The sequence below is a fragment of the Lactobacillus pasteurii DSM 23907 = CRBIP 24.76 genome, from assembly GCF_000297025.1.
Taxonomy (GTDB): domain Bacteria; phylum Bacillota; class Bacilli; order Lactobacillales; family Lactobacillaceae; genus Lactobacillus; species Lactobacillus pasteurii.
On record NZ_CAKD01000001.1, the window covers coordinates 69,414 to 95,885 of the forward strand.

Here is a 26,472-nt window from a genome sequence, read left to right on the forward strand (position 1 = left end):
ATCCAAAAAAAATAGCCCGAAGGCTATTTTTTCGATCTAGAGTAATTTAAGTTAAGTTATTTTTCAACTGGTTTCTTCCAGAGACTAAGTACAAGAGCAGCTACGATTGAGCCAATGATAGTTGCTGCAAAGTAAAGGCCAATGTTGTTGGCAAGTGGTGACACCCAAAGTCCACCGTGAGGAGCAGGAACTTGGATATGCCATAAACCAACTAAAGCACCTGAAACAGCTGAACCAAGAACACATGAAGGAATTACGTGAGCTGGGTCGGCAGCAGCAAATGGAATGGCACCTTCAGTAATGAATGAGAAACCTAAGATCCAGTTTGAAACACCTGCACGACGTTCGTCAGCAGTGTACTTGTTCTTAAAGAAAGTAGTACCGATAGCAGTTGCAAATGGTGGAATCATACCACCTACCATAACTGAAGCCATCAAAACAGCAGCAGTTGCTGAATGTGGATCGTTAGCAAAGGCACCTGAAGCAAAGACGTAAGCAGCCTTGTTGAAAGGTCCACCCATATCGATTGACATCATACCTGCCAAAACTGCAGTCAAGACTGCTAAGTTAGCAGTACCCATGCCGTTTAGGAAGTGGCTGATTGCCAAGTTCAATGAACTAAAGATTGGGTTAACGATGTAGAACATGATTGCCGCAATCAAAAGCAAACCTAAGATTGGGTAAATAAGCATTGGCTTCATACCTTCAACTGACTTAGGCAACTTGCTAAAGAGCTTCTTCAAGCCAACCATTAAGTAACCTGCGATAAAGCCGGCTGCAATACCACCTAAGAATCCAGCTGGAGAAGTTGCGTGAGATTGAACGTTAACTTGAACGCCGCCAGCTACGTTAACAATTGAAGCCATGTAACCACCGACTAAACCAGGCATCAAAGCTGGCAAGTCGCCGATTGATTCAGCGATGTAAGCTGCCAAGATTGGAACCATGAAGGCAAATGACAAGTTACCAGCTGAGTTTAAGAAGATGAAGGCTGGTGACTTTGGACCACCGGCATAGTTTTCCACGATGAAGGAGATAGCCATCAAGATACCACCACCGATAACGAATGGCAACATGTGACTAATACCGCTCATCAAGTTCTTGTAAATTGAACCCCAAACGCCTTGCTTAGTTTCAGTAGCACTTTCGCTTTCTGAAGCGTCTGAGTGGTAAACGCCTGCAGTTTCATTAACGATTGAATCGATCAATTCATCTGGCTTGTTGATACCATCTACTACAGGGTGGTTAGTTAAACGCTTGCCGTCAAATCTAGGCATGTCAACCTTCTTATCTGAAGCAATAACAACACCAATAGAACGCTTGATTTCGTCAGGAGTCAACTTATCCTTAACGCCTTCAGAACCGTTAGTTTCGATTCTTACTTCGATGCCGCGCTTTTCACCGGCCTTAATCAAAGCTTCTTGAGCCATGTAAGTGTGGGCAATACCGTTGATACATGCAGTAACACCAACGATAAGTGGCTTTTGTGAGTCGCTAGCTGCTGCTTTTTCAGCTTCGTGCTTAGCCTTAGCTGCTGCATCTGCTTCATCCTTAGCAGTTTCAGCCTTTTCAAATAAGTCGATAACTTCTTCTGGCTTGGTTGCTGCCTTCAAAGCTTCAACCAAGTTAGGGTCAATCAACAAACCTGACAATTTTGCCAAAGCTTGCAAGTGAGTGTTGTCTGCGCCAGCTGGTGCAGTAATCATGAAGAACAAGTTGACTGGAGCGTTATCTAATGAGTTGTAGTCAATTCCCTTGCTACTTTTTGCAAATAAAACTCTAGCCTTGTTGATGTATTCATTGCGAGCGTGTGGCATCGCAATTCCGCCACCGATACCAGTGGTTGATTCATTTTCACGAGCCCAGATTGACTTAATGAATTCATCTTCATTGTTGACAATTCCAGTAGCAACTTCCAAATCTGCCATTTCTTTAATGGCTTCTTCTTTGGTTGTTGCTTTCAAATCCATGATCATGGATTCTGTGCTTAAGATATCCTTGATTCTCATATTCGTTCTTCCCCTCTTTTAGGAAATTTGTTCTACCTTAATTTGTGGCAAAACAGCTTCGATTTGGCTCTTAACTGCAATGTCCTTGGTAAATGCAGTAGCTGCGCCACATGCCATTCCGATTCTGAAACTTTCTGCTGGATCGCCAGTCTTGAAGTAAGTTCCCACAAAACCTGCGATCATTGAGTCGCCGGCACCAACTGAGTTAACAGCTGTCCCAACAGCACCCTTAGCATGGTAAACGTGGTCCTTAGTAAGCAAGAATCCACCTTCGCCAGCCATTGAAACCATCACATTTTGTGCACCCATAGTCAAAAGCTTTTGAGCGTATTCAAGCATTACGCTGCTTGAATCAAAGCTAGTGTTGAATAAGTCTGCAAGTTCATGATGGTTAGGCTTGATTACCAATGGGTGATATTCCAAAGTATCAAGCAAAGCTTGACCAGTTGTATCAACAACAAATTCAGCGCCAGCTTCCTTGATAGTTGGAAGCATTTCTTGGTAGAAATTGGTTGGCAAGCTTGGCGTAAGCGAACCACTCATTACCACAATGTCGCCTTTCTTTAGATCAGATAAGCGATCCTTAAAAGCAGTAATTTCTTGCTTGGTAATTTGTGGACCAGCTGCGTTGATTTCAGTTTCCTTTTCAGCGTGAACTTTAACATTAACTCTAGTTAAATCTGAAATGGTTACGAAATCATTTACAATTCTCTTTTGGTTTAATTGTCGAACCAATTCCTTGCCTGTAAAGCCCCCTACAAAGCCCCAAGCAGTATTGTCGATATCTAATTGATTAAGGATTTGTGATACGTTAATTCCTTTACCACCAGCAAGGAAAACGTAATTGTCTGTACGGTTAACTTCTCCTGAATTAACCTTTTCCAAACTCATTACATAATCCAAAGCTGGATTGACAGTAACGGTGTAAATCATATTATCCTTTTACCTCCTCTAGTTTGATCATGGCTGGTAATGCCTTCTTTTGACTTGAATTAAGCTGATTGCTTATCACAACTACATCCCTTGCATCCGCAAAAGCTGCAAAGGATCGCTGCCCGAATTTGCTAGCGTCCGCTAAGACATATGCGTGTTTAGATTGCATAATCTCTGCTCGCTTGATAGCTGCTTCTTCTGTATCAGGCGTGGTCAATGACCCAGCTTGATCAATTCCGTTCACTCCAACAAAACATGAATTAAAATTCATCTCCCGGAGTTGATCAATCGCTACTTGCCCAACGACTGCGTGTGTGTCCGTTTTAACTGTTCCACCAATCAAAATCGTCTTCAAGCCATGATTCAATCCGTTCAAAGCCGTCTCAACACCATTTGTCACAATCATTAAGTCAGGCACAGCCGCTAGAAAGGGAATCATCTCATAGGTTGTCGTTCCAGCATCGATAAAGATGTTATCACCCGGATGAACGAAATGTTCCGCAACATATTTGGCAACTGCTACCTTAGCATCATGATTGATACTAAAACGAACACGTTGTGATATATCTTGTGAAAATTTCTGAATCGATTGCGCTCCACCATGTATACGCTTGATCACCCCAGAATCTTCCATCTGAATCAAGTCACGTCTGATCGTTGATTCAGAAGTAGAGGTTAACTCACAAAGTTCAGCAATCCGACATAACCCATGTCTATCAACATAGTTGCGGATTATTGAGTGGCGTGCTTCCGTCAGCATATCTTTCACCTCGATTAATATTGTATCCGTTTTCTTGATCAAAATCAATCATTTTTTATCAAAATAATTCATTTTTGATCATAAAAATGCAAAAAGTCGTCAAATAAACAAAAAAGATTGGTGCAGAATATTCGTTAAACATTGCTACATCAATCTTATTAAGCTTTTTATTCAAAAATTCAATTTGCTTCAAATTTAATTATGAGCAGTCAAAGCAATCAACTTATCGCCATGCTGGCCACTTGTTTCAGTGATTCTATCTACGCCAGCATAATCAGCTGTGTTAGTAACAACTACCATTACAGTTGGATCGTAGCCTGCTTCTTTGATAGCTGCCAAATCAACTTCGGCAATCTTTTGACCTTGCTTGACGTGGTCTCCTTGACTGACAAAGCTAGTAAAGTGCTTGCCTTCTAAGTTCACCGTATCTAGGCCAATGTGAATCAAAATTTCTGCTCCAAGATCACTCTTAAAGCCATAAGCATGCTTACTGTCGTAAGCTACGGTAATTTCACCTGAAACAGGCGCGTAAATATTGCCGTCTGCTGGGACGATTGCTGCGCCATCCCCCATCATCTTAGCGCTGAAGACCTGATCGTTAACCTTAGTCAAACTTTCGCTTGCACCGTCAACTGGTGCCAAAATAGTTTCATCTTGCAAAGCCAATTGCTTTTGAGCAACTTCAGTAGCTTTTTGTTCAGTTTCAGTTGCAGTATGTGCATCAACAACTGCAGGTGCTACTTCTTGTGGCATATGATTTTTGCCCCAAAGGTAAGTCAAGGCAAAAGCTAAGCCAAAGGAAATAAGTTCACTCAAAACATACATTGGAATGGTACGTGGGAAAATTGACAAGAAGCCGATAAATCCGGCTGCACCCATTGAAGCTGCAATAACATGGGTAAGTCCTGCTACCATACTTGCCACGCCAGAAGCAATCAAAGCGCAAAAGAATGGGAACTTGTACTTCAAGTTAACCCCGAACAAGGCTGGTTCAGTAATTCCCAATAGGGCAGAAATACCAGCTGAACTTGCTAGACCCTTCATCTTCTTATCCTTAGTCAAGAACCAGATGGCAAAAGTAGCAGCACCTTGAGCTACGTTAGCCATTGAAGCAACAACAAAGATAAAGTCGCCGGCACCCTTGCCGCTAGCAAAGGCTGAAACCAATTGCGTTTCAATGGCTGGAAAACTTTGGTGAAGACCAGTCGTAACGATAGCTGAATAAGTCAAACCAAAGATACCCATGCCGATAAAGCTAGTAGCATCGTATAACCAAACAATACCGTTGGTAATGCAGTCTGAAACGAACTTCAAGACTGGTCCAATAACCGTAAAGGTCAAAAATCCAGTAATCAAAATTGACAATAATGGCGTAAAGGTAAAGTCAACTGCACTTGGCAACCATTTATGGAATCTCTTTTCAAGAAACGCTAGTAGCCATACAGCTGCCAAAACTGGAATAACTTGGTAAGTATATGAAGTTTGCGTTACATGCAAACCAAAGATATCCCAGAACTTGGTGTAGCTTGCAATCGTTGCAACCTTGCTCAAATCAGTTGCACCAATAATGTTAGCAGTACCTGGCGCTACCATAATCATACCGATAGCTGCTGATAGGAACTGGTTAGCGCCAAAGCGCTTGCCGGCACTAATTGCAACTAAAATTGGCAAAAACCAAAATGGCGCTGCTGACATCAATTGAATCATGTCGCTAAGACCCTTGATCTGTGGGTAAAGCTCTACCAAAGCCTTAGGTCCAAACAAACCACCTTGAGTCAAGAAGTTGTTAAGTGCCATTAGCAAACCACCCGCAACTAGGGCTGGAATGATTGGAACGAAAATATCGCTTAGCAACTTGATGAAGGCCATAACTGGGTTGGTCTTTTGCTGACCATTAGCCACATTCTTCAAATCGTCGGTTGACAATTCTTTTAGGCCAGTGATCTTGATAAATTCGTCATAAACGTCATTAACATCCCCTGGTCCAATGATAATTTGATATTGGCCTTGGGTCTTAAAAGTACCCTTAACATCTGGATCGCCGTCCAATCCAGCTTGATCAATTTTATTATCGTCTTTTAAAACCAAACGCAATCTTGTAGCACAGTGGGCGCCGGCAATAATATTGTCGCGTCCCACATATTTTATTACACGCTCGGCAACTGCTCGATGATCCATCTTACATTCCTCACTTTTACTTGAAATCGGTTTAAATATTTTCTTCACGATCTATAATAAGCGCTTTCAAGTTTTCTGTCAAACGTTTGACAGAAAATAATTAATTATTTTTAGAATGTGATAAAATATAGGTAGCGTTAATCTGCTATTCGTTTGACATAAAACTTATTTCATCATAAAATTAGTTCAAATAGATAACGCTTTCAACAGAAAGGAAGTTTGCTTATGGAATGGTCAAAAGCCCAGCGCTATTTACCATATGACCAATGGAGCGCGGCTGAGCTACTCAAATTACAGGCTCAAGCCACAAATTCTCCATATCAATTGCAATATCATATCAGGCCACAATCAGGATTGCTCAATGATCCTAACGGCTTTTGCTACTTCAATGGAAAGTACCATGTCTTTTACCAATCTTTTCCATTTGGGGCAGTTCACGGCTTAAAATCCTGGATGCATGAAGCCTCTTCGGATTTGGTCCATTGGGAAAACTTAGGCTTGGCAATTCTGCCTGATGGAAAATATGACAGCCACGGGGCCTACTCTGGTAGTGCGATTGCCATTGATGACAAGCTATTTTTAATGTACACAGGCAATCATCGCGATCAAAATTGGCAGCGAACTGCCTATCAGCTTGGAGCATGGATGGATAAACAAAACCAAATCACCAAAGTCGATCAACCATTATTTAAAAACGATCAGGCAGTGACCGAACATTTCCGCGATCCACAAATTTTGCACCAAAATGGTCGCTATTATGCAATCATCGGTGCCCAAGATGCCCAGACTAAAGCTGGGGAAATTCTGGTCTATGAAAGCCTAGATCTAAGTAGCTGGCAAAAAGTTGGCCGGCTCAATCTAGATCCTTTAGGTTATATGATCGAGTGTCCTAACTTAGTTTACGTCGATGGCCGACCTGTCTTATTTTTTTGTCCACAAGGCTTAGACAAAAAACAAGTCCATTATGACAATATCTACCCTAATATGTACTTAGTGCTTGATGAGATCGATCTAGCAACAGCCACAGTTAAGGTAAGCCAGCCATTAAGACAGCTAGATTTTGGCTTTGACGTTTATGCCAGTCAAGCCTTCAATCAAGGTACGGATTGTTACCTGATTAGCTGGGCGGGGCTGCCTGATATAACTTATCCAACTGATTCAGAAAACTGGGCCAATTGTCTCAGTCAGGTCAAGGAACTTCATTTAAAAGACAATCAATTGATTCAAAAACCAGCCAAAGCCATGAAGTCCTTGCGCCAAAATGGGGAAGTTTTCAAAGATCAGACAAGCTTATTCAAACAAACAGACAATCAATATGAACTATCCTTAACCATTGATAAAAATCAGCTTGCTAGCTTGGAATTAGCTAAAGATTCTACTAGCAGCCTAAAAGTCAAATTTGATACAATAAATGGGAAATTAACTTTGACAAGAGATCAAGGTGCATTTGCTCAAAAATATGGCTTAAATCGAGCTGTCAACTTAGAGGCTAACAGCGACATTAAAGTCGATATTTTCGTTGACCATTCCTTAATCGAAATTTTTGTTAATGGTGGCCAAGCCGTCCTAACTAGTCGTTTCTTCAATTTGGGAACTGGAATTGAGTTCTTGGCACCTTGCAAATATCAGGCTACATACTGGCCAATAGTAAAGTAAGGTTTTATCAATGAAATTAACTGATGTTGCAAAAGAAGCTGGCGTATCACCTACTACAGTTTCAAGAGTAATCAATAATCATGGCTATTTAAGCGAGGCTACTAAGACTAAGGTCTTTGCAGCGATGAAAAAATTAAATTACCAGCCTAATACCCTCGCCCGTTCACTTCAGGGAAAACAAACTCATTTCATCGGCGTAATTTTTCCTACCATTAAGAATCCTTTTTTCGCTGAACTAGTCGATGAAATTGAACGCATTTTGTTTGCTCATGGTTATAAGATTATCCTTTGCAACGCAAATTACGATAAAGAAAAAGAAAGAAATTATATCGGCATGCTGCTGGCTAACCAAGTTGATGGAATTATTGCCGGTGCGCATAATTTAGGAATTGAAGAATACGAGCAAATAGGTTTACCGATTGTTTCTTTTGACCGTAAGCTTTCCCAGAATATTCCGATCGTTTCTTGCGATAACTACCACGGAATTGAACTTGCTTGTCAAGATCTTTATCAAAATGGCTGCCGGCAGATTTATTTCCTTGGAAATTCTCACCGCCAAGGCAATCCAACTGATGAACGTTTGCAGGCTTATGAAGATACCATGCAAAAATTCGGCTTAACTAAGCATGTCCATTCAATTGCCTTTTCTGATTCAAGCAACCTAAAGCGGATTGCCATTGACGAGATTCTAAACTCAAAAAAAGCCGATGGCATTGTTGCTACCGACGACTTAACTGCCTTATTGGTCTTAGAAGAAGCCAAAAAACTTGGCCTAAGCGTGCCGGATGACTTAAAGGTAATCGGCTTTGACGGCACCAATTTGGTGCAAACCTACCATAGCGAATTATCGACTGTAGCCCAGCCAATTAGCGATATTGCACAGCTACTGGTTGAGTTATTGCTACACCGGGTTGAAAAACGTGAAGACATCACTCAGCAACATTACAAGCTGCCAGTTAAATTGATCCACAGTCTAACATCTACCCAAAGTCATCCACAAAAATAAAGAAAAGAAAAATGACTATCAACTTTTTTGCTGGTAGTCATTTTTTATTCCTAAAATGTGCGTTTGCGAACTGTGTCATAAATTAAGCCGCCTAATGACCCTATCCCCAAAGTCAAACCAATCGTCAGCCATAAATTGCGATAATTCTTATCGCCAGACACAATCAAGTTATTATGTTTATTAACTTGCTTCACAATCTGCCCAATTTCTTTATTCTGTTGTAACTCATTTCTTCGGCCCACTCGCTCAGTTGTAGCTGCTTCTACAGGTTGGTTTTGCAGCTGAATTAACGGTATCCCCAGTAAAGACGCAGCCAGCAAAATCGCAGCCATCCAGCTATGGCCATAATTCATTATCTTCTTCATCATATTACCCTCTAATCAAACAGATCGCTCATCTTCAAAGGTATGTTGTTATGCAAGACAAAGTACTTGATAAAGCCTTCTTTGAAGCTAATTTGATCCTGCTTTTGATTAATCAAGGTATCATGAATTGCCCAAAAGCTTGTCACCGCAAGATCGACGATTAAGATAATTAAAAATCCAATCAAAATATAAAATAAATATTCCATGCCAACCTCCTCCAAAGATTTTGCATTTTCCTTACTGTTATATTCAACTAATACACTAATATAATTAAGGCGTTTTGTCAATACCTTGTACCTAACTGGTTAGTTTTTGTACCTATCTGGTCAAAAATAAAAAAGCTTCTTGCGAAGCTTTTTCTTGTTATCTTTACTTATATAGATATTTGCTGCAGGCCTCTTTAGGGTCCATGCCATTACGGATCTTCAAGGCAAGCTCAATTGATACGTCAGCCAAGATGGATTGTGGATCGATCACATTGTAAGGATGATCTGGAGCCTTTTCTTGGGCTAGAGACAACTCTGTACAACCTAGCAAAATTACATTGCAGCCATATTCATCATGCATCTTTTGCAAAATGCGATGGTACAACTTGCCATCCACAAAACCTTTTTCTTTAATGTCTGAGTAGATCAATTCATTAACCATTGGCTGTATTTCTGGTCCGCCAAATTCTACTTCTCGGTCAACGCGGTGGATTTCATCTTCATACAAATGGTCATAAATCGATCCTTCAGTTGCAATCAAGCCAATATTAGTTTCCCCAGGATATTTTTCGACAAATTGGTGCACCGCAATTCTCATCATGTTCAAAAATGGAATTGGTGTTAATCTCGACAAATCTTCATAGAAATAATGGGCTGTGTTGCATGGCATGACATAAAAGTCAGGTCCCAATTTAGCTTGTCCTAGGACATCGTCGCGCAAATCATAAAAGAAATTAGGCTTGGTATGATCCTTGATATACGAAGTTCTGTCTGGAACTTGAGCATCATTGACCAAAATGTAGTTTAAATAATCTTGGTCGCGGTTAATTTTTACTCGGTGGTTGAGCAAGCGAACATAGCTTTCAGTCGCAATGGTCCCCATCCCACCGATAATACTAAAAAAATGTTTCATTTTATTTTCTATCCATTAAAATGTGCACTCGTACCTTCGATTTCGTTAATTGCGTTTTGGGCAACTACAATATCTGAAGGATATGGCGTATCAACGCCGCGAATCTTTTGGAAGGAGTCGGCACCTTTTCCACAAATCAAAATTACATCGTCTTTGCCGGCTTCAGAAATTGCTTCATGAATGGCCTTTTGGCGGTCTAATTCAATTGTGACTTCACATCTTGAATGATCGATTCCGGCGTCAATTTCTTCAGCAATTGATTGTGGATCTTCAAAACCAGGGTCATCAGTTGTCAAATATGCCTTGTCCGCATATTCGCTCAAGCTTTCGCTAAAGCCAGGACGCCGTGAAATTCCCTTGTCTCCAGGAGCACCAACTACGACAATAATTCTTGGATTGTCGAATTCTTTGCGCATGAAGCGCATCAAAGCAGTCATCGAAGCCTTGTTGTGGGCGTAGTCAACGACTACCATTCCATGCTCTTTGGTCATTTCGGTTTGCATTCTTCCTGGGATAGTCACATTGCGGATACCCTTAGCAGCATCATCATGACCCTCGCCGGCTAGTCCTGCGCCGATAATAGCTGCAGTACCGTTGGTTTGGTTAAAGTCGCCTAGCATCTTCAAAGTATAGTCGCCGCCAATTGCAAGTGATTGAGCCTTGTCGCTAGCACTGTAAACCTTGAAGCTAGTTTCGCGCAAATCGCTTTCTCTTGATGCATATCTGAAGTCAATTGACGTCTTTAGGTTAGGATTTTCAAAGCCTTCTCTAGCAAAAAGATAAATACTATCAGGATTGGTGGTAGTAGTAGCGGCTGCATAAACTTCATCAAAGTGATCAGTTTCGGCATTGATGATGCACTTGCGTGAGTTGACTAGCAATTGCAACTTGCAATGCAAGTAGTCCGCAAAGTTAGGGTGCTCATTAGGTCCGATATGATCTGGCGAAATATTTAAGAAAAAGCCCAAATCATAAGTCAATCCAAAGACTCTGTTCTTCTTATAAGCTTGACTTGAAACTTCCATTACCAAGTGAGTCATGCCATTATCAACTGCTCTACGCATATCTCTGAACAAGTCTAAGGATTCTGGCGTAGTCAAACTTGACTTAAAGCTATCTTCTGGCTTAGTTCCGACAATGTCATTGACACTTGATAATAAAGCAGTTCTGCCGCCATTGATTTGATCAAGCATCCCCTTCAAAAAGTATGCTGAAGTAGTCTTTCCCTTAGTTCCAGTAAAGGCCACAACAAACAAGTCATCTTGTGGGAAGCGGAAAAAGGCTGCAGATAATAAAGCCATAGCCTTAGCTACATCGCGCACGATCAAAGCGTGCATGCCTTTGCCTTCTGGAAAAGGTTGTTCTGCTACATAGCAGATTGCGCCATTGTCTTTAGCCATTGATAAATAAGTTGGCCTAAAGCCAGCTCCCTTACAGAAAAACAATGTGTTAGTTTGAATGTCGCGCGAATCATATGAAACATATTCCATCTTCGTTGCAACGGCATCTTGAACAGCACTAGACTTGAGCAAGTGGTGTTCTTTCAAAATTAAAATACAGGTATTTAAAGAAATACTCATGTTAACCCCTCGAATAGATAATTATAGTCTCGTCAAAAATTATATCACAGCTATGTTAAGCGTGTTTTCTTTGGATCTAATGGTAAGCGAATAATGAAGCTGGTCCAATTATCATCGGATTCGCATCTAATCACCCCGTGGTGCAATTCAACGATGCTTTGCGTAATTGACAATCCCAAGCCGGTCCCACCAGTCAGCTTATTGCGGGATCCTTCAACCCGATAAAAGCGTTCGAAAATCTTTTTGAGAGCTTTTTCAGGAATTCTAGCACCATTATTTTCGACCCTAAGTTCTACTTCGGTTTTGTTGACTAAATTAGCCACTAGTTTGATTTTATTGGCGCCTTGACCATATTTAAAGGCGTTATTGATCAAATTGTTATAAACGCGCACCAACTTTTCTGGGTCGGCCTGAATGGTCAAACTCTTTGGCCGAGCCTCAATTTCAAACTTGATGCCCTTTTTTTCAGCTTCAAGCTCAAAGCCAGCTTCAACTTGCTCAAGCATCGAATAGATGTGAAGCGGAACTAGCTGCAACTTGGTACTATTGGATTTCAAAGTCGTATATTCCAGCAAATCATTGGCCAAAGACTTCATCTGTTCTGCTTTGGTATAGGCAATATCGATGTATTTTTGGGAGTCTTCTGGACTAACGTTGCCTGTTTTAAGCAAACCCAAATAACCAATAATTGATGTTAACGGCGTTCTAATATCATGAGAAACATTCGTTATCAGTTCGTCCTTGGACTTCTCGATTGCCCGCTCTTCATTGATCGAATTCACCGTACTATCAACTAAAGAATTAATCGAATCGATCACCCTTTGCAAGTCCGTTCTAACTGCAAAAGAAATTCGATGATCAAAATGGCCATCAGCTATATAGTGAAGTTCTGAAATAACATGCCTTAATTGCATCTGATGATAGCGTCTGATTAAACGCCAATAAACGACAATCACGTCCGCAATAGCCATCATCATAATAAAAATTCGCTGCCAAGACCAAATATGATAGTTGCCAGCAAAGGTCATATTCATCTTGATGAAATAAATCCCATTGACCAAATTTTCATCTTGAAGAATTGCCAGGTGAATCAAAATAATGATCGACAAATTTAGCAATAACAAAAGAACAACGGTAATTACGCCCTCCGCAAACAGCTCGCTTTTTTCGGCGGCGGTTAATTTTACTCGTTCTTTCTTCATCTTCTAGGCCTCAACCTTGTAGCCAACTCCCCATACAGTTTGGATTACATCTTCGCCATCGGTGGCTTTTTGAATCTTATCACGCAAGTGAGAAACGTGAACCATAACCGTCTTTGCGGAAACAATTGATTCTTGTTGCCATACGCGTTCAAAAATTTCATCAGCTGAAAATACTCGATTTGGATGGCTAGCAAGCAAATACAAAATACCAAACTCTAAGGCAGTCAATTGGATCATCTTGCCATCTAAAGTCTTGACTTCATGTGAGTCGCGGTTGACTACCAATGGTCCTACTTCCAAAACGTCTGGTTTTTCGTCTCGAACTTGCTTTTGGCTGCGGCGCAAAAGCGAACGAACTCTAGCCATAACTTCTAATGGGTTGAATGGCTTGGAAACATAGTCATCTGCTCCAGTAATCAAGCCTTGGATCTTATCCATATCGCCAGTCTTGGCAGATACGATAATAATTGGAATATCGGAATCTTTTCTAACTTCTTTGATTACATCTATTCCTGACATATTTGGCATCATTACGTCTAAGATCATCAATGCAACATCAGGAGTAGTGGTTAATTTAGTAATTGCTTCTTTACCACTGTATGCCGCGATTGGTTCATAGCCTTCGTTTTTAAGGTAGATACTTAATAATTCTACGATTTCTTTATCATCGTCAACAACTAAGATTTTCACCATGAAAACCCCTCTCTTGATAATTGTTAGTAATAATTTTTTGCATACTACTTATAGTTTACTACTTGTCTTATATTTTAACTATTGTCAGTTATTTTAGACTATGCTTTTTGACAATTTTTAGAAAAAATACAAAAAATCTCAAGACTTTCGCCTTGAGATTAAGCATTATTCGATTTCTTTTTTGCCAGTATAGAGTTCGTAGTAGTAGCCCTTCTTGGCTAGCAATTGTTCATGGTTACCAGCTTCAATAATGTGACCATGATCAAGTACTAGGATCAAGTCTGAGTTAACGATTGTGGATAATCTGTGAGCAATAACAAAACTAGTTCGGCCTGCTAGTAAGTTATCCATACCAGCTTGAACCATCTTTTCAGTTCGAGTATCGATACTTGAAGTTGCTTCATCCAAAATCATCACTGGTTCATCAGCGATCATCGCTCTAGCAATACTTAACAATTGCATCTGACCTTGAGACAAGTCGCCACCATTACCGTCGATAACAGTTTCATAACCGTCATCTAATTCATGGATAAATTCATCTGCGTGCGACAATCTAGCTGCTTGATAGACATCATCATCGCTTGCTTCTGGATTGCCCAAGCGAATGTTTTCCATAATGGTCCCAGTAAACATGTGCGTTTCTTGCAAGACAATCGACAAGGATCTACGCAAGTCGTCCTTCTTGATCTCCTTAAGTGGAATGCCATCGTAAGTAATAGTTCCAGAATCGATTTCGTAGAAACGGTTAAGCATGTTGGAAATAGTCGTCTTGCCGGCTCCAGTTTCACCAACTAAGGCTACCTTCATACCTGGCTTAGCATCAATTGAAATATGGTGCAAGATTTGATGACCAGGCACATAAGAGAAGTTCACGTGATCAAACACAATATGACCACGAACTGGCACCTTCTTAACTTGGCCATTCTCAGTTACGTTCCAATCCCATGCACCCTTGACTTTAGGATTGCGCGAAATAGTAACTGTACCCTCATCAACTTCAACCGCTTGATCTTGCAATTCGAAGATTCTTTGAGCACCAGCAATTGCCATAACGATTGAGTTCAATTGTTGAGAAATTTGCGCAATTGGCATACTGAACTGCTTAGACAATTGCAAGAATGATGCAATTGCCCCTAAAGTTAGTGGAGCCCAGCCATTAATGGCAACCATACCACCAACAAAGGCAATCAAAACGTAAAGCAAGTTACCCATATTACCCATAATTGGGAACAAAATTGTCGCAAAGGTGTTAGCATTGCCTGAAGCTTTGCGCAATTCTTCATTATACTTATTGAAGTCTTCTTTGATCTGCTCTTCGTGAGAAAATACCTTGATAACTTTCAAACCACTGAGCATTTCTTCGTTGTAACCGTTGATCTTACCAAGTTCTTTTTGTTGGAGCTTGAAGTAGTGACTTGACTTAGTCGTCAAATAGCGCACGATTCCAAATGACATCGCAAAAATGATCATTGAAAAAAGCGTCAACTGCCAACTAAGCGAAATCATTGCTGTAACAACAAAGACCAAGGTCAAAGCCGAATTGACAAATTGCGGAATTGACTGCGAAATCATTTGCATCAAGGTATCAATATCGTTAGTGTAGCGCGACATGATATCGCCGTAGTCGTTTTGGTCAAAATATGAAATTGGCAAACTTTCCATATGGGTAAACATGTTGTTACGTACCCGGTATTGAACTTTTTGAGCCAAAATTGCCATAATTACCGTAAATAGATAATTTGAAATAAAGCCAATTGCATAAACACCTAACATTACTAAAATGGCATAGGTTAATGGACCATAATCAGGACTTTTGCCGTTTTGAACCTGTTTAACTAGTGGAACAATATAATTATTTATCAATCTCTCAATAAACAAAGTTCCAGCGACATTAGCACCAGCAGCAAGGATAATAGTAATTGCCGAAACAATTAACATCCATGGACTAGTTGATAAAACCAATTTAAACAGTCTGGTTAAAGTCTTTGATTTATGAGGCTTAGTTGTCATTTGTTCAACTTGATCCAAATTATTCACCTCTACTTCCTTGTTCGGCTTGGAATTTAGCAATTGAACTATAAAGTTCATTTCTTTGCATCAATTCTTCGTGATTGCCGATATCTTCAATCTTGCCGTGATTCATAACGATAATTCTGTCAGCATCTTTAATTGACACGATTCTTTGCGAAATAATAATCTTAGTAGTTTCAGGCAAATCTCTTGCAAGTGATTCGCGAATTTCGCGTTCTGTACTGGTATCAACAGCTGAAGTTGAATCATCCAAAATCAAAATCTTTGGCTTCTTGAGCAAAGCACGGGCAATTGTTAGACGTTGCTTTTGACCACCAGATACGTTGTTACCACCTTGTTCAATCATGGTGTCGTAGCCATCTGGCATTTCTCTAACAAAGCCATCTGCATGGGCAATCTTAGCAGCTGCAATAACTTCTTCATCAGTTGCGTTCTCATTACCCCACTTCAAGTTTTCTTTGATGGTTCCTGAGAACAAGACATTCTTTTGCAAAACAACCGCTACATTATCGCGCAAAGTCTTCAAATCGTATGACTTAACATTGTGACCAGCAACTCTGACTGCACCGGCAGTTACGTCATACAATCTTGGAATCATCGAAACTAAAGTTGACTTTGAAGAACCAGTTTCACCGATAATTCCGATCGTCTCACCTGGACGGATATGCAAGTTAATATCATGCAAAGCTTCAACGCGATCAGCTGGATCGTATTTGAAGCTAACGTGATCAAATAAGATTTCGCCGTTAGTAAGATGATCAAGCGGCTTGCGCGGATTTTCGATGGCAGGCTTTTCGTTGATTACGTCGGCAATTCTGCGACCACTAGCACCAGAAATAATGATCTGAGTTGAGATCATGGCCAAAATGTTCAAACTAAACAAAACAGAGTTTGAGTATGAGAACATGGAAATCAATTGACCAGTTTGCAAGCTGCCGCCAACTATTTCATGTGCACCAAACCAGCAAATTGCCAAAGTAGCAATGTTCAAAACTGCCATCACAACCAAGGCGTTCAATGAGATCAACTTTTGAGCAGTTGCGAACAACTTGTAGATAAAGCCAGATGCCTGCTCAAATTTCTCAATTTGTGCATCTTCTTGTACATAAGTCTTCACTTCGCGAATACCACGAACGTTTTCGCGGACAACTTGGTTCATGCGGTCATATCCCTTGAAGATCTTAGGGAAGTATGGATATGCACTCTTGATAATCAAAACAAGAAGCAAAACAAAAACAGGTGCAATTACCAGGAAGATCAAGGACAATCTAGGGCTGATAATGACTGACATTATCACTGATACGACTAGCATCATCGGTGCTCTAACGGCAATTCTGATCAACATCTGATATGACAATTGTACGTTGTTGACATCAGTTGTCAAACGAGTTACCAAACTTGAACTTGAAAATTTATCGATATTTTCAAAAGCGTAATCTTGCATATGATAGAACATATCCTGACGCAAGTTAGCTGCAAAGCCGGCTGCTGCGTGTGCAGATACGTAACTGGCTGAAGCACCTAAAGCAAGAGAAATAATCGTCAAGACAAATAAAATTAGCCCCCACTTGTTAATGTAGGTCATATTTCCCTTCATAATTCCTTCGTCGACCAATAAACCAACTAGATAAGGAATCAGCATTTCTATTATTACTTCGCAAATAACGAATAATGGAGATAGAAGCGACAATTTCTTATATTGGCGGATCGACTTACTAAGCGTTTTTATCACCTGAAAGCCCCCTTCGTACAACTATAAAAAAGGATAAATGGGTCTAGACTCATTTATCCTTTAAAACTAGTAACTATTGTAAATAAATTTGACAAGAATTGCAAATTATTTGTTCTGTCCGCCTTGTGTAGTAGTTGATGAAAAGGCTGAACCAACAATATGATATTGCTTTCTGAACCAGTAACGGATTCCGTAAGTTGCAACAGCAATAATCAAGTAAACCATTCCTGGAAGAACTGGGTTTAGCATGCTTAAGCCTGGCAAAGTAAGTAGCCAAATAATTGCAACTAAGCCCAAAATAAAGGCCAAACTGATCAAGATCATCTTCAAGACCTGTGGACGAGCGCCCTTAGCAGGATCAAGCCATTCATTATATTTAGCCATTGAAATACCAAAGAGAGTTGAAACAACCAAAATTACCAAAATACCATTTTGGCCAGTAGTATTCTTGGTATCAAACAAGCCCATTACCCCGTACAAACCTGTGAAAATCACAATCATGAGCAAGGCGTTGTCGACTGCTTTTTGCCAAAAGGCAGTTTCCTTTGGTGGAACATATGGATGCAATAATTCATCAGCCTTAACCTTAGGCGAAGCGTTGAACAAGCTATTAGCAGGTTGACCCTTTCTTTGAGCAATTACGATTTCTGGCAACAAGTCCGCAATCTTGGCAAAAGCTGCATCAGCAGTTAGCTTGCCTTGAGTTTCTAATTCTTTTTGCAAACGAAAAACGTAATCTGCGTTCTTGTTACTAAGCATTGAGCGCAATTCTTCAATGCTAGCATTCTTTAGTTCTTCTTCTTGCGTATTTTTGATTGCAATATTCTTTAATTTTTCTTGTTTGTTATTATCAATCTTATTTTCTTTTGTTTCTTCAGTCATTTAGAACCTCTAAACGTTAAATCTAAATTCGATAATATCGCCATCTTGAACTTCGTATTCCTTACCTTCAAGACGAACGCGACCTGCTTCTTTTACCTTTTGCATTGTTTCGTACTTGTCTAAGTCTTCGTATGAAACAACTTCTGCTCTAATGAATCCACGTTCAAAGTCAGAGTGGATAACACCGGCAACTTGTGGGGCCTTCATGCCTTCGTGGAAAGTCCAAGCACGAGTTTCAGTTCCACCTGCTGTAAAGAATGTTCTCAAGCCCAAAATGTGGTAAGCAGCTCTAATCAAACGGTCAAGACCAGATTCTTCTACGCCTTCAGCTTCAAGAAATTCTTGCTTTTCATCATCGTCTAAGCCAGCGATTTCTTCTTCAGTCGCTGCTGAAATACCCAAGCATTCAGCACCTTCTTTTTCAGCGTGAGCCTTAACGATTTGGTAGTACTTGTCGCTTTCTGGATCAGCCATTGAGTCTTCAGCAATGTTAGCTACATAGATGATTGGCTTAGAAGTCAATAAGAACAAGCCCTTAACGATCTTTTGTTCGTCAGCGTTAAACTTGATTGAACGAGCTGCGCCACCTTCTTCAAGGACTGGTTGCAATTTTTCAAGTACGGCTAATTCTGCCTTAGCTTCCTTATCGCCTTGCTGAGCAACCTTCTTCACCTTGCCAATGCGGCGGTTAACTGCATCTAAGTCGGCAATCGTCAATTCAAGGTTGATGGTGTTGATATCTTCCTCAGGGTCAACTTTGCCAGTAACTGAGGTAATATTGTCATCGTCAAAAGCTCTAACTACGTGAACAATCGCATCAGTTTGACGGATATTTTCTAGGAACTTGTTACCAAGACCTTCACCCTTAGAAGCACCCTTAACAAGACCAGCAATATCAGTAAATTCGAAAGTAGTGTGTACAACCTTCTTGGCTGGAATCAATTCTTGGATTCTAGCTAAACGACTATCTGGCACTTCAACCATTCCAACATTTGGTTCAATGGTAGCAAATGGATAGTTGGCCATTTCAGCTCCAGCTTTAGTAATTGCATTAAATAGAGTTGACTTACCAACGTTTGGCAAACCAACAATACCAGCAGTTAATGACATATTATTCCCCTTTTTCTTTATCTAAATTATTAACAACTTTTGGACGAGCAATCTGATCCTTAGGCAAATAGAATTCCTTCTTTGCATTTACCGGATCATTTGCTTTGGCAAGAACTTTCTTCACCTTTCGGTTAAATTCTGAACGTGGAAGCATCACTACTCGACCGCATCCCATACATTTTAACCGAATATCCGCGCCTAGTCGCAAAATTTCCCAATCATTTTTTTGACAGGCGTGGGGCTTTTTCATCTGAACAGTATCAGCTAAATTATAATCTTCATTCTTAATCATCGAGATCAACGCCTAAAATATCTAAAATTCGGTTAAGGTCTTCAATTGAGGCAAAGTCAATCGAAACATGTCCCTTACCTTGCTTGCTTTCAGAAATATTGACATTAGCACCAAACTTATCAGCCAATCTGCTTTCGCTTGCTCTAATAAAGGCAGACTTCTTAGCAACCTTTTTGCGCGGCTTTTTAGCGTTAATTGCAGCTACTAAGGCTTCAACCTTGCGAACAGGCATCCCTTCCTTGACTACGCGCTTGGCAATTTCATCAATTCGGTCCTTATCTTTTAAACCAAGAAGCGTTCTAGCTTGTCCCATTGACAACTCTCCATGTTGAAGCAAGCGCTTGGTCTTGCTTGGTAAGGTCAACAAGCGCAAGTAGTTGGCAATATATGGACGAGACTTGCCCATACGCTTAGAAACTTCTTCTTGAGTAAGACCCAAGTTCTTTTGAAGCATTTCATAAGCTTGTGCTTCTTCAAGTGGAGTCAAATCTTCACGTTGCAAGTTTTCTAGGACTGCAACTTCCATCATTTGACTTTCATCGAATTTGCGCACGATCGCCGGAATATTTTGCTTTTTGGCTAATTTTGATGCTCTAAAACGTCTTTCACCAGCAATAATTTCATAGCCAGTAATCGATTTGCGCACAATAATTGGCTGAAACACGCCATTTTCGCGAATTGAATCAGCCAATTCCTTTAAGCTTTTATCGTCAAAAGTCTTTCTAGGTTGGTAAGGATTAGGACGAATTTCAGACAAATCAATTTCTTGAATTTCTTCAGTTTCATCAATTTGTGGCTCATCTTCAAATAAAGCTTCGATTCCTCTACCAAGACCACCCTTTTTTCTTGGTTCTTTACTTCTTGAGTCTCTTGCCATGAGCTTTCAACACCTCTTTTGCCAAATCATCGTAAACCTTCGCTCCGCGAGAGCGTGGTGCGTATTCATTAATTGGTTGACCATAGCTTGGCGCTTCTGCCAGCTTGGTTATTCTAGGGATAATTGTCTTGTAAACCTTCTTGTCAAAATAAGCCTGAACTTCTTTGACAACTTCGGCCCCTAGATTTGTTCTTGCATCAAGCATTGTCAGCAAGACGCCTTCAACTCCAAGATCCTTGTTGAAGTGCTTTTGCACTAAGCGAATTGTGTTCAATAATTGGCTTAGACCTTCCATTGCGTAGTATTCACTTTGAACTGGGATCAAAATTGAGTCAGAAGCAGTAAAGGCATTGATTGAAAGTTGGCCTAATGACGGCGGACAATCAATGAAGACAAAATCGTATTTGTCACTAACTGTATCTAAAGCTGACTTCAATCTAGTCTCACGTGCTATCATGCTGATCAATTCTGTTTCTGCCCCAGACAAGTTGATGGTGGCTGGAACAGCATCTAACCGCTTAACAGAAGTATGGTGGATAGTTTCTTCAAGCGGAACTTCATCGATCAACACATTGTAAATGTCCTGGTCAATCTCTGATTTTTCAATTCCTAAACCAGAGGTGGCGTTGCCTTGCGGATCTATATCAACAATTAAAACGCGGTAACCACGGTCGGCAATCGAGGCTGCTAAGTTAATAGTCGTCGTAGTTTTACCTACTCCTCCTTTTTGGTTAGCAACCGAAATTACATTTACCATATGTTTTTCTCCTTACTTTCTCTTCAATTCAATCGTAATCCGATAATCATCAGGATCGTTATTTTCCTGAACCTTTACCTTGATACCTGAATCTTTAGCTAATTTAATTGCTTGCTTGATGGTATTGATTTGAACTTTCAGATCCTTTGGAATGCGGTTGACAACCCGCTTCTTGCGTTCTTTAGTAGCAAGATCCTTGGCCTTTTTGGCAAAGTAGCCATCGACATCAAGGGCGATCTGTTCTGTTTCTTTAACCGTTAAGCTATTGGCTAAAATTTCATCGACTACTCGGCCTTGATCCTTTTCGCTTAGCCCAATTAAAGCTCGGCCGTGGCGAGCCGTAATTTGCTTGCTAGCCAAGTAGTTCTGTACCTTAGGAGTCAATTTGAGTAGACGCAATTTGTTAGCAACGTAAGATTGCGACTTACCCACATTCTTAGCTAATTCTGACTGAGTCAAGTTGTTGAGCTTCATCAAGTTGCTGTAGGCGTTAGCTTCGTCAATTGGGTTGAGGTCTTCACGCTGCAAATTTTCGATCAAAGCTAAAGATGCTGCTTGATCGTCGCTCATATTATTGATAATAGCAGGGATCTTTTCCCAGTTTAAAACTTGAGCTGCTCTAAAACGACGCTCACCAGCGATGATTTCGTATTTATCGTCTTTTTGTCTTACAACGATTGGCTGCAATAGCCCTTCCTTGTCAAGAGTCTGGGCCAATTCGTTGATTGACTCTTCAGAAAATTGGCGCCGAGGTTGATAAGGATTAGCTACCAACTGACTAAGTGGTAAATCCTGAATTTGTTTATCTTTAGGTATCTCTTCATGGTGTCGATTGAAAAAGAATGCCATAATAATTCACTTCCTCACTACTGAATTGGTTTGCGTCTAGGCATCCCAGCCTGTCTTGGGTATTTCTTTGGCGTAGCCTTGATCTTTTTGAAGATTAATAAGCTACGATCTTCCTGACTAAGCGGCAAGGTAAGTTCTTTAGACGCTACTAGTTCTGCTCCTAGAACATCGACTGCTTTTTGGCTTTCCTTTAACTCATCTTGAGCCTTAGGACCCTTTAAAGCAACAAAATAGCCACCTTCTTTAACCAAAGGTAGACAATATTCGCTTAAAACAGTCATATTTGCAACTGCTCTAGCTGTAACTATGTCAAATTGCTGACGATACTTAGGGTTTTGACCAATATCTTCGGCTCGGCCATGAACTAGCTCTACTCCATCAAGGCCCAACTTTTTGGTTAAATTGTCTAAAAAAGTCAATCGCTTGGCCAAAGAATCGACAATCGTCACCTTAAAATCTGGCCGCAAAATCTTGAGCGGAATTGATGGAAAGCCTGCCCCGGCACCTACATCGCATAAGCTAGCATCTTGACCAAAGAATTGGGCAAAATGAAGCAGCGGCGTTACACTATCATAAAAATGTTTGAGATAAACTTCTTCTTTTGAAGTGATTCTAGTCAAATTGACATGCTTGTTAGTCTCAATCAAATCTTCAAAATAAAGATTAAATTGTTCGAGTTGCTGATCGCTTAAAATAATATTTTCTTTTTTTAGTTCTTCTACAAATTGTTCAGGATTCATTTTTCACCCGTGAAACCGTGTTTCACACCTTATAATTCTACGCTAAAATGTGCATTAGTAAAGTTAATCATCCCTACAATTATGAAGTATTTTTGTTTAATCGTCAAAGCTTAGTTGCCGTGGTATAATTTTAAACAATCAAAGGAGATATATATGATTGTAACTTTAATTGTTTTAGCCTATTTGGCTTTGCAAGCTTATAAGGGCTTCCAGACAGGCTTTACCCGCTACATCGTTAATTTAGTTTTTGGGGCAATTGTCTTTATCATTGCGATTTTCTTCCAAAATGATCTGGGCAACTGGCTTTATAGCGAGATTTCTGGTCAGCAAATTCAAACCAATTTAACCACGCAAACTGATCTAATGCTGTACCGCTTTGCAGCTTTCTTTATCATTTTGTTCGTTGGGCGAATGGTCGTTAAAATTTTCAAAAGTTGGATGCCAAGCAAAAATCCTCACTCTACTAGTCTAGGTAGCATTCTAGACAGCGTGCTTGGGGCAATTGCTTCATTTGTGGCGGGATATTTCTTCGTTTACGTAGTTTTATCGATGTTAAACGCCTTGCAAAATCAATGGTTCATCCAGCAAACCATCGATTCTAGTTTCTTGCGCTTCATTATCTATGATACGCCGGGACTATCAAACGGAATCTTCAATAGTATTTTTAATATTTCAAGAACAGCTGCTTAGGCAAAAAAGGGATGTAACTTTTCGTTACATCCTCTTTTGTTTATTTCTTAAAATTGTCGTATTCAACGTGCTCATCATTGTAAACAAAGACTGCGCCAATTCGATCCGGATCCTTGCTCCAATCAATAATTGGATGACCAGCAAAGAATAATCTCTTACATTCAATCTCTGCATCAACGCTTCGTCTAGTAAAAGTGGTTACCCCAGCCAATTCTGTTTCAACTGGGTAGCCTGTTCTTGGATCGATTAAGTGGTGATACTTCTTGCCGTTAACTTCTAAATAGCGCTCATATACCCCACTAGTTACAGCTGAACATTCCTTGACCATAACTGAGGTAATATTGCCGCCGCGCTTGGCCTTAGGGTCTTGCACGCCAATTGCCCAAAGGCCGCTAGCACGCTTAGGCGAATCGCCAACCAGCAAAATGTTCCCACCTAAGTTGATAATGCCGGCTCTAACTCCGCAGCTTAACCAAAAGTCGCGAATTCGATCAGCAATCCAGCCCTTGGCAATACCGCCAAGATCTAGTTCCATGCCTTCTTTAGTCAAGAAGACTGTTTGATCATTGTCATTTAATTCCACATCAAATGGATCAGTTAGCGCCATCTTTGCCTTGATTTCATCATCAGTTGGGACATGGGCACCCTTAAAGCCAATGTGCCATAATTTTACAACTGGGCCAATCAAAGCATTAAAGCCGAAGTTTTCGCGGCTCTTTTCAACGGCCAGCTTAACCAAGCTATAAGTTGGACTAGAAACTTGAACTGCGTGCTTGCCAGCAGCATGGTTAATATCCATTACTTCAGACACATCCCGATTAACAGTCAAAAGGTCCTCATAATGATCGATCAGCTCAAAAGATTTATTGATTACATAATCATCTTTTGCGCCAAAAATCTGTAAAGTAATCGTTGTTCCCAGAGCATGGTGCGTACCTACTCTAGACTCTAAAGCTAAATCTTTAACTATTGTATTATTTTCCATGATTAGTTCTTTTCTAAATATAAATCTTGCAAAGCAGCCTGAAAATCAGCTGATACATCAAGCTGGTTGCGAATAAAGGCATCTAGGCCCCCGAATTCTTCATTAATCGTGATCAAGGTCGTATCCAAAAAGGCATCAGAAACTGACCCAAGTACTCGCATGTTGGCACGGAACTTGTCATTTTCGCCTTCAAGGGCAAATTGCTTGTCTCTTTTTGCGCGGTAGTCGCTCAAGACCAAGTTGGAATATAGATAGTCTTGGCGAATCACTTCTAAATCAACACCCAAAATGTAAAGCAAAATCAAAGTTACAAAGCCAGTCCGATCCTTGCCTTCTGAGCAGTGATACAAAGTAGCGCCTTGACGATTATTGACTAGGGATTCCAAGATCTTATGCATTGAATTTTGCGAATGTTCTTTTAAAACATAATCACGGTAGCGTTGGCACATCAAATGAAAGCCTGCGTATTGATCTTGGCGGTACATCTTAAAGGCCTTCTCCAAATCATTGATACCGCCTTTAGTATTGTCTTCATTAGAAACAGAATAGTCAAAATGTTCAACTTGCTCAATTGCGTCATCTGGACAATTTTTGCGTTCCATTGGCGAACGCAAGTCGATAATCGTATTCAAGCCATATTCGCGTAAAACTCGCTTATCTTCAGCTGAAATTCCATTGACCTTGCCTGATCTAATCAAACGGTGAGCCTTAATCTTTCGACCGTCTAAGCCAATGTAGCCACCTAAGTCTCGTGGATTGCGTACAGTTCTAAGTGGTAGAACGATTGGTTTAACCATTAAACGAATCACCTTTTCTAAAATAAAAAAGTCCAAGACGATAGTCTCAGACTTAATTTTACAACTCAATTGTATATAATAGCAAAATTATTTGCCTACTTAACAAAGTTAATGAAGTTATCCATCATTGCATCCAATTGCTTGATGTAAGCTTCGTTAGTCAATTCGTGACTTTCCTTGTCAAAGTTAGCAGCAGCGCCACCGATCAAAACTTCGTTGCCTGGCAAAACATTAGCGCTCATATCAGGTGAAAGCAAAATTTCGCGTGCCTCTTCTTGAGCTCTTGATGAACCTTGAATACCATATGAAGTTCCGACTACAGCAACTGGCTTCATCTTCATTACATCAGGACCTGCGTGCGAACCTAGCCATTCAAGCGCACTCTTTAAGGCAGCCGGAATACCATGGTCATATTCAGGCGTGGTCAAAATTACGCCATCTGCTTCTTTAACTGCTTGAATCCATTCCTTAGTAACTTCATCAGCTTCTTGTGAACGACTAAAAGGCTTGATTGGGTCAATTTCTACTACTTCAATATCTGCCTTATCGCTGTATCTCTTAGCGATATATTGTGCCAAAAAGCGATTGAAAGAAAATTCAGCATTAGTACCTACAACAGCTAATAATTTCATCAATTCCACCCCTTACTTAGTAATTTGTGCATACCAGCTATCAACTTCGTCAAAGAAGTGATCCAAGAATTCAACTGTCTTGACATTAGTCAAGTTGCCTTCTTCATCGAATTGACTTGGAGCTGTTCCCATCATGAATTCATCACCATTGAAAATTTCAGCGCTAAATCCTGGTGCAGTCATAATGCTCTTCAAGCGGCTCTGTGAACGAGCTGCACCTTGAGGCATTGGTGAAGTGGAAATGATAACAACTGGTTTGCCTTTGAATGGGTGAACTACACTTGAAAGCCATTCTAAAGCACTCTTAAGTGAACTTGCGACAGAGTGTTGTTGTTCAGGACTTGCAATAAGCACCATGTCGCTTTCTTCGATCTTCTTGCTTAAGGCTAACACATCAGCTGGTGCATCAACACCTTCTTTGTAAAGCGGTAAACCTTTTACTGTTTCAATTTCAAAATCATACTTACCAGCAAAGTGCTTAGCAACAAATTGCAACAATGCCATATTAAATGATTTATCAGCATTTGAACCTGATAATGCTAGAATCTTCATAAAAAACCACCTTTCAAAAACCGTTATGAGTTTCATTATACCCCA

26 protein-coding genes are annotated in these 26,472 nt (G+C 40.3%); 3 read left to right on the plus strand and 23 right to left on the minus strand.

From position 1 onward, the window contains the following. Positions 1-56 precede the first annotated feature (56 nt). The 4 genes from BN53_RS00330 to BN53_RS00345 all read right to left on the minus strand — a co-directional run bounded on the left by BN53_RS00330 (position 57) and on the right by BN53_RS00345 (position 5,880). Positions 57-2,009: a PTS fructose transporter subunit IIABC gene (locus tag BN53_RS00330; protein ID WP_009558866.1), complete on the minus strand. Its 1,953-nt coding sequence runs from the start codon at positions 2,007-2,009 to the stop codon at positions 57-59. An 18-nt stretch (positions 2,010-2,027) separates the two neighbouring features. Beyond that, positions 2,028-2,942 (minus strand): 1-phosphofructokinase, encoded by a 915-nt coding sequence (pfkB, locus tag BN53_RS00335; protein WP_009558868.1) that lies wholly within the window; start codon positions 2,940-2,942, stop codon positions 2,028-2,030. 1 nt (position 2,943) lies between these two features. Further along, positions 2,944-3,702 carry a DeoR/GlpR family DNA-binding transcription regulator gene (locus BN53_RS00340; RefSeq protein ID WP_009558869.1) on the minus strand — a complete coding sequence of 253 codons (759 nt, stop codon included), beginning with the start codon at positions 3,700-3,702 and terminating at the stop codon, positions 2,944-2,946. Positions 3,703-3,897: 195 nt separating this feature from the next. After that, the gene (locus BN53_RS00345; protein WP_009558870.1) at positions 3,898-5,880 is read right to left on the minus strand and encodes a sucrose-specific PTS transporter subunit IIBC; all 1,983 of its coding nucleotides are present in this window, start codon (positions 5,878-5,880) and stop codon (positions 3,898-3,900) included. A gap of 225 nt (positions 5,881-6,105) precedes the next feature. Here BN53_RS00345 and BN53_RS00350 point away from each other — a divergent pair, with 225 nt between their 5' ends. Together BN53_RS00350 and BN53_RS00355 are read left to right on the plus strand one after the other, a co-directional pair. Further along, a complete protein-coding gene (locus BN53_RS00350; protein ID WP_009558872.1) occupies positions 6,106-7,536 on the plus strand; it encodes a sucrose-6-phosphate hydrolase in 1,431 nt (476 codons plus the stop codon). A gap of 10 nt (positions 7,537-7,546) precedes the next feature. Next, the gene (locus BN53_RS00355; RefSeq protein ID WP_009558874.1) at positions 7,547-8,542 is read left to right on the plus strand and encodes a LacI family DNA-binding transcriptional regulator; all 996 of its coding nucleotides are present in this window, start codon (positions 7,547-7,549) and stop codon (positions 8,540-8,542) included. 50 nt (positions 8,543-8,592) lie between these two features. Here the strand turns inward: BN53_RS00355 and BN53_RS00360 are convergent, their stop codons facing one another. The 15 genes from BN53_RS00360 to rsmG all read right to left on the minus strand — a co-directional run bounded on the left by BN53_RS00360 (position 8,593) and on the right by rsmG (position 22,771). Then, positions 8,593-8,910 (minus strand): hypothetical protein, encoded by a 318-nt coding sequence (locus tag BN53_RS00360; protein ID WP_009558875.1) that lies wholly within the window; start codon positions 8,908-8,910, stop codon positions 8,593-8,595. An 8-nt stretch (positions 8,911-8,918) separates the two neighbouring features. Then, positions 8,919-9,113: a hypothetical protein gene (locus BN53_RS00365; protein ID WP_009558876.1), complete on the minus strand. Its 195-nt coding sequence runs from the start codon at positions 9,111-9,113 to the stop codon at positions 8,919-8,921. A 163-nt stretch (positions 9,114-9,276) separates the two neighbouring features. Then, the gene (locus tag BN53_RS00370) at positions 9,277-10,026 is read right to left on the minus strand and encodes an aspartate/glutamate racemase family protein (protein WP_009558877.1); all 750 of its coding nucleotides are present in this window, start codon (positions 10,024-10,026) and stop codon (positions 9,277-9,279) included. 8 nt (positions 10,027-10,034) lie between these two features. Further along, on the minus strand, positions 10,035-11,606 hold the full coding sequence (locus BN53_RS00375; RefSeq protein WP_009558878.1) for a UDP-N-acetylmuramoyl-L-alanyl-D-glutamate--2,6-diaminopimelate ligase: 1,572 nt from the start codon (positions 11,604-11,606) through the stop codon (positions 10,035-10,037). 50 nt (positions 11,607-11,656) lie between these two features. Continuing rightward, positions 11,657-12,808 (minus strand): sensor histidine kinase, encoded by a 1,152-nt coding sequence (locus BN53_RS00380; protein WP_009558879.1) that lies wholly within the window; start codon positions 12,806-12,808, stop codon positions 11,657-11,659. 3 nt (positions 12,809-12,811) lie between these two features. Beyond that, positions 12,812-13,498, minus strand: coding sequence for a response regulator transcription factor CroR (gene croR, locus BN53_RS00385; protein WP_040537224.1), 687 nt, complete (start codon positions 13,496-13,498; stop codon positions 12,812-12,814). 168 nt (positions 13,499-13,666) lie between these two features. Beyond that, positions 13,667-15,511, minus strand: a complete 1,845-nt coding sequence (locus tag BN53_RS00390; RefSeq protein WP_040537225.1) for an ABC transporter ATP-binding protein — start codon at positions 15,509-15,511, stop codon at positions 13,667-13,669. A 19-nt stretch (positions 15,512-15,530) separates the two neighbouring features. Beyond that, positions 15,531-17,264 carry an ABC transporter ATP-binding protein gene (locus BN53_RS00395; RefSeq protein ID WP_040537212.1) on the minus strand — a complete coding sequence of 578 codons (1,734 nt, stop codon included), beginning with the start codon at positions 17,262-17,264 and terminating at the stop codon, positions 15,531-15,533. Between the two features lie 105 nt (positions 17,265-17,369). Further along, positions 17,370-18,146, minus strand: a complete 777-nt coding sequence (locus BN53_RS00400) for a DUF1129 family protein (protein WP_009558883.1) — start codon at positions 18,144-18,146, stop codon at positions 17,370-17,372. A 9-nt stretch (positions 18,147-18,155) separates the two neighbouring features. Then, positions 18,156-19,256, minus strand: a complete 1,101-nt coding sequence (gene ychF / locus BN53_RS00405; RefSeq protein ID WP_009558884.1) for a redox-regulated ATPase YchF — start codon at positions 19,254-19,256, stop codon at positions 18,156-18,158. 1 nt (position 19,257) lies between these two features. Beyond that, complete coding sequence (locus tag BN53_RS00410) at positions 19,258-19,548, minus strand: DUF951 domain-containing protein (protein WP_009558885.1); 291 nt, start codon at positions 19,546-19,548, stop codon at positions 19,258-19,260. After that, the gene (locus BN53_RS00415) at positions 19,541-20,425 is read right to left on the minus strand and encodes a ParB/RepB/Spo0J family partition protein (RefSeq protein ID WP_009558886.1); all 885 of its coding nucleotides are present in this window, start codon (positions 20,423-20,425) and stop codon (positions 19,541-19,543) included. Before BN53_RS00415 ends, BN53_RS00410 begins: the two co-directional genes overlap by 8 nt. After that, on the minus strand, positions 20,403-21,182 hold the full coding sequence (locus BN53_RS00420; RefSeq protein ID WP_009558887.1) for a ParA family protein: 780 nt from the start codon (positions 21,180-21,182) through the stop codon (positions 20,403-20,405). Before BN53_RS00420 ends, BN53_RS00415 begins: the two co-directional genes overlap by 23 nt. A 12-nt stretch (positions 21,183-21,194) precedes the next feature. Further along, positions 21,195-22,034 carry a nucleoid occlusion protein gene (gene noc, locus BN53_RS00425; RefSeq protein WP_162129748.1) on the minus strand — a complete coding sequence of 280 codons (840 nt, stop codon included), beginning with the start codon at positions 22,032-22,034 and terminating at the stop codon, positions 21,195-21,197. A 14-nt stretch (positions 22,035-22,048) separates the two neighbouring features. Further along, complete coding sequence (gene rsmG, locus BN53_RS00430) at positions 22,049-22,771, minus strand: 16S rRNA (guanine(527)-N(7))-methyltransferase RsmG (RefSeq protein ID WP_009558889.1); 723 nt, start codon at positions 22,769-22,771, stop codon at positions 22,049-22,051. Between the two features lie 153 nt (positions 22,772-22,924). Between rsmG and BN53_RS00435 the strand changes: the two genes are divergently transcribed. Continuing rightward, positions 22,925-23,461 (plus strand): CvpA family protein, encoded by a 537-nt coding sequence (locus BN53_RS00435; RefSeq protein WP_009558890.1) that lies wholly within the window; start codon positions 22,925-22,927, stop codon positions 23,459-23,461. 40 nt (positions 23,462-23,501) lie between these two features. On the opposite strand, the gene BN53_RS00440 is transcribed toward BN53_RS00435, so the two are convergent. The 4 genes from BN53_RS00440 to BN53_RS00455 all read right to left on the minus strand — a co-directional run bounded on the left by BN53_RS00440 (position 23,502) and on the right by BN53_RS00455 (position 26,427). Next, a complete protein-coding gene (locus BN53_RS00440) occupies positions 23,502-24,431 on the minus strand; it encodes an FAD:protein FMN transferase (protein WP_040537226.1) in 930 nt (309 codons plus the stop codon). Between the two features lie 17 nt (positions 24,432-24,448). Then, the gene (locus BN53_RS00445) at positions 24,449-25,243 is read right to left on the minus strand and encodes a tyrosine-protein phosphatase (RefSeq protein ID WP_009558892.1); all 795 of its coding nucleotides are present in this window, start codon (positions 25,241-25,243) and stop codon (positions 24,449-24,451) included. A 95-nt stretch (positions 25,244-25,338) separates the two neighbouring features. Then, positions 25,339-25,875 carry an NADPH-dependent FMN reductase gene (locus tag BN53_RS00450; protein WP_040537213.1) on the minus strand — a complete coding sequence of 179 codons (537 nt, stop codon included), beginning with the start codon at positions 25,873-25,875 and terminating at the stop codon, positions 25,339-25,341. A gap of 12 nt (positions 25,876-25,887) precedes the next feature. Beyond that, positions 25,888-26,427, minus strand: coding sequence for an NADPH-dependent FMN reductase (locus BN53_RS00455; protein WP_009558894.1), 540 nt, complete (start codon positions 26,425-26,427; stop codon positions 25,888-25,890). Positions 26,428-26,472: the final 45 nt, after the last annotated feature.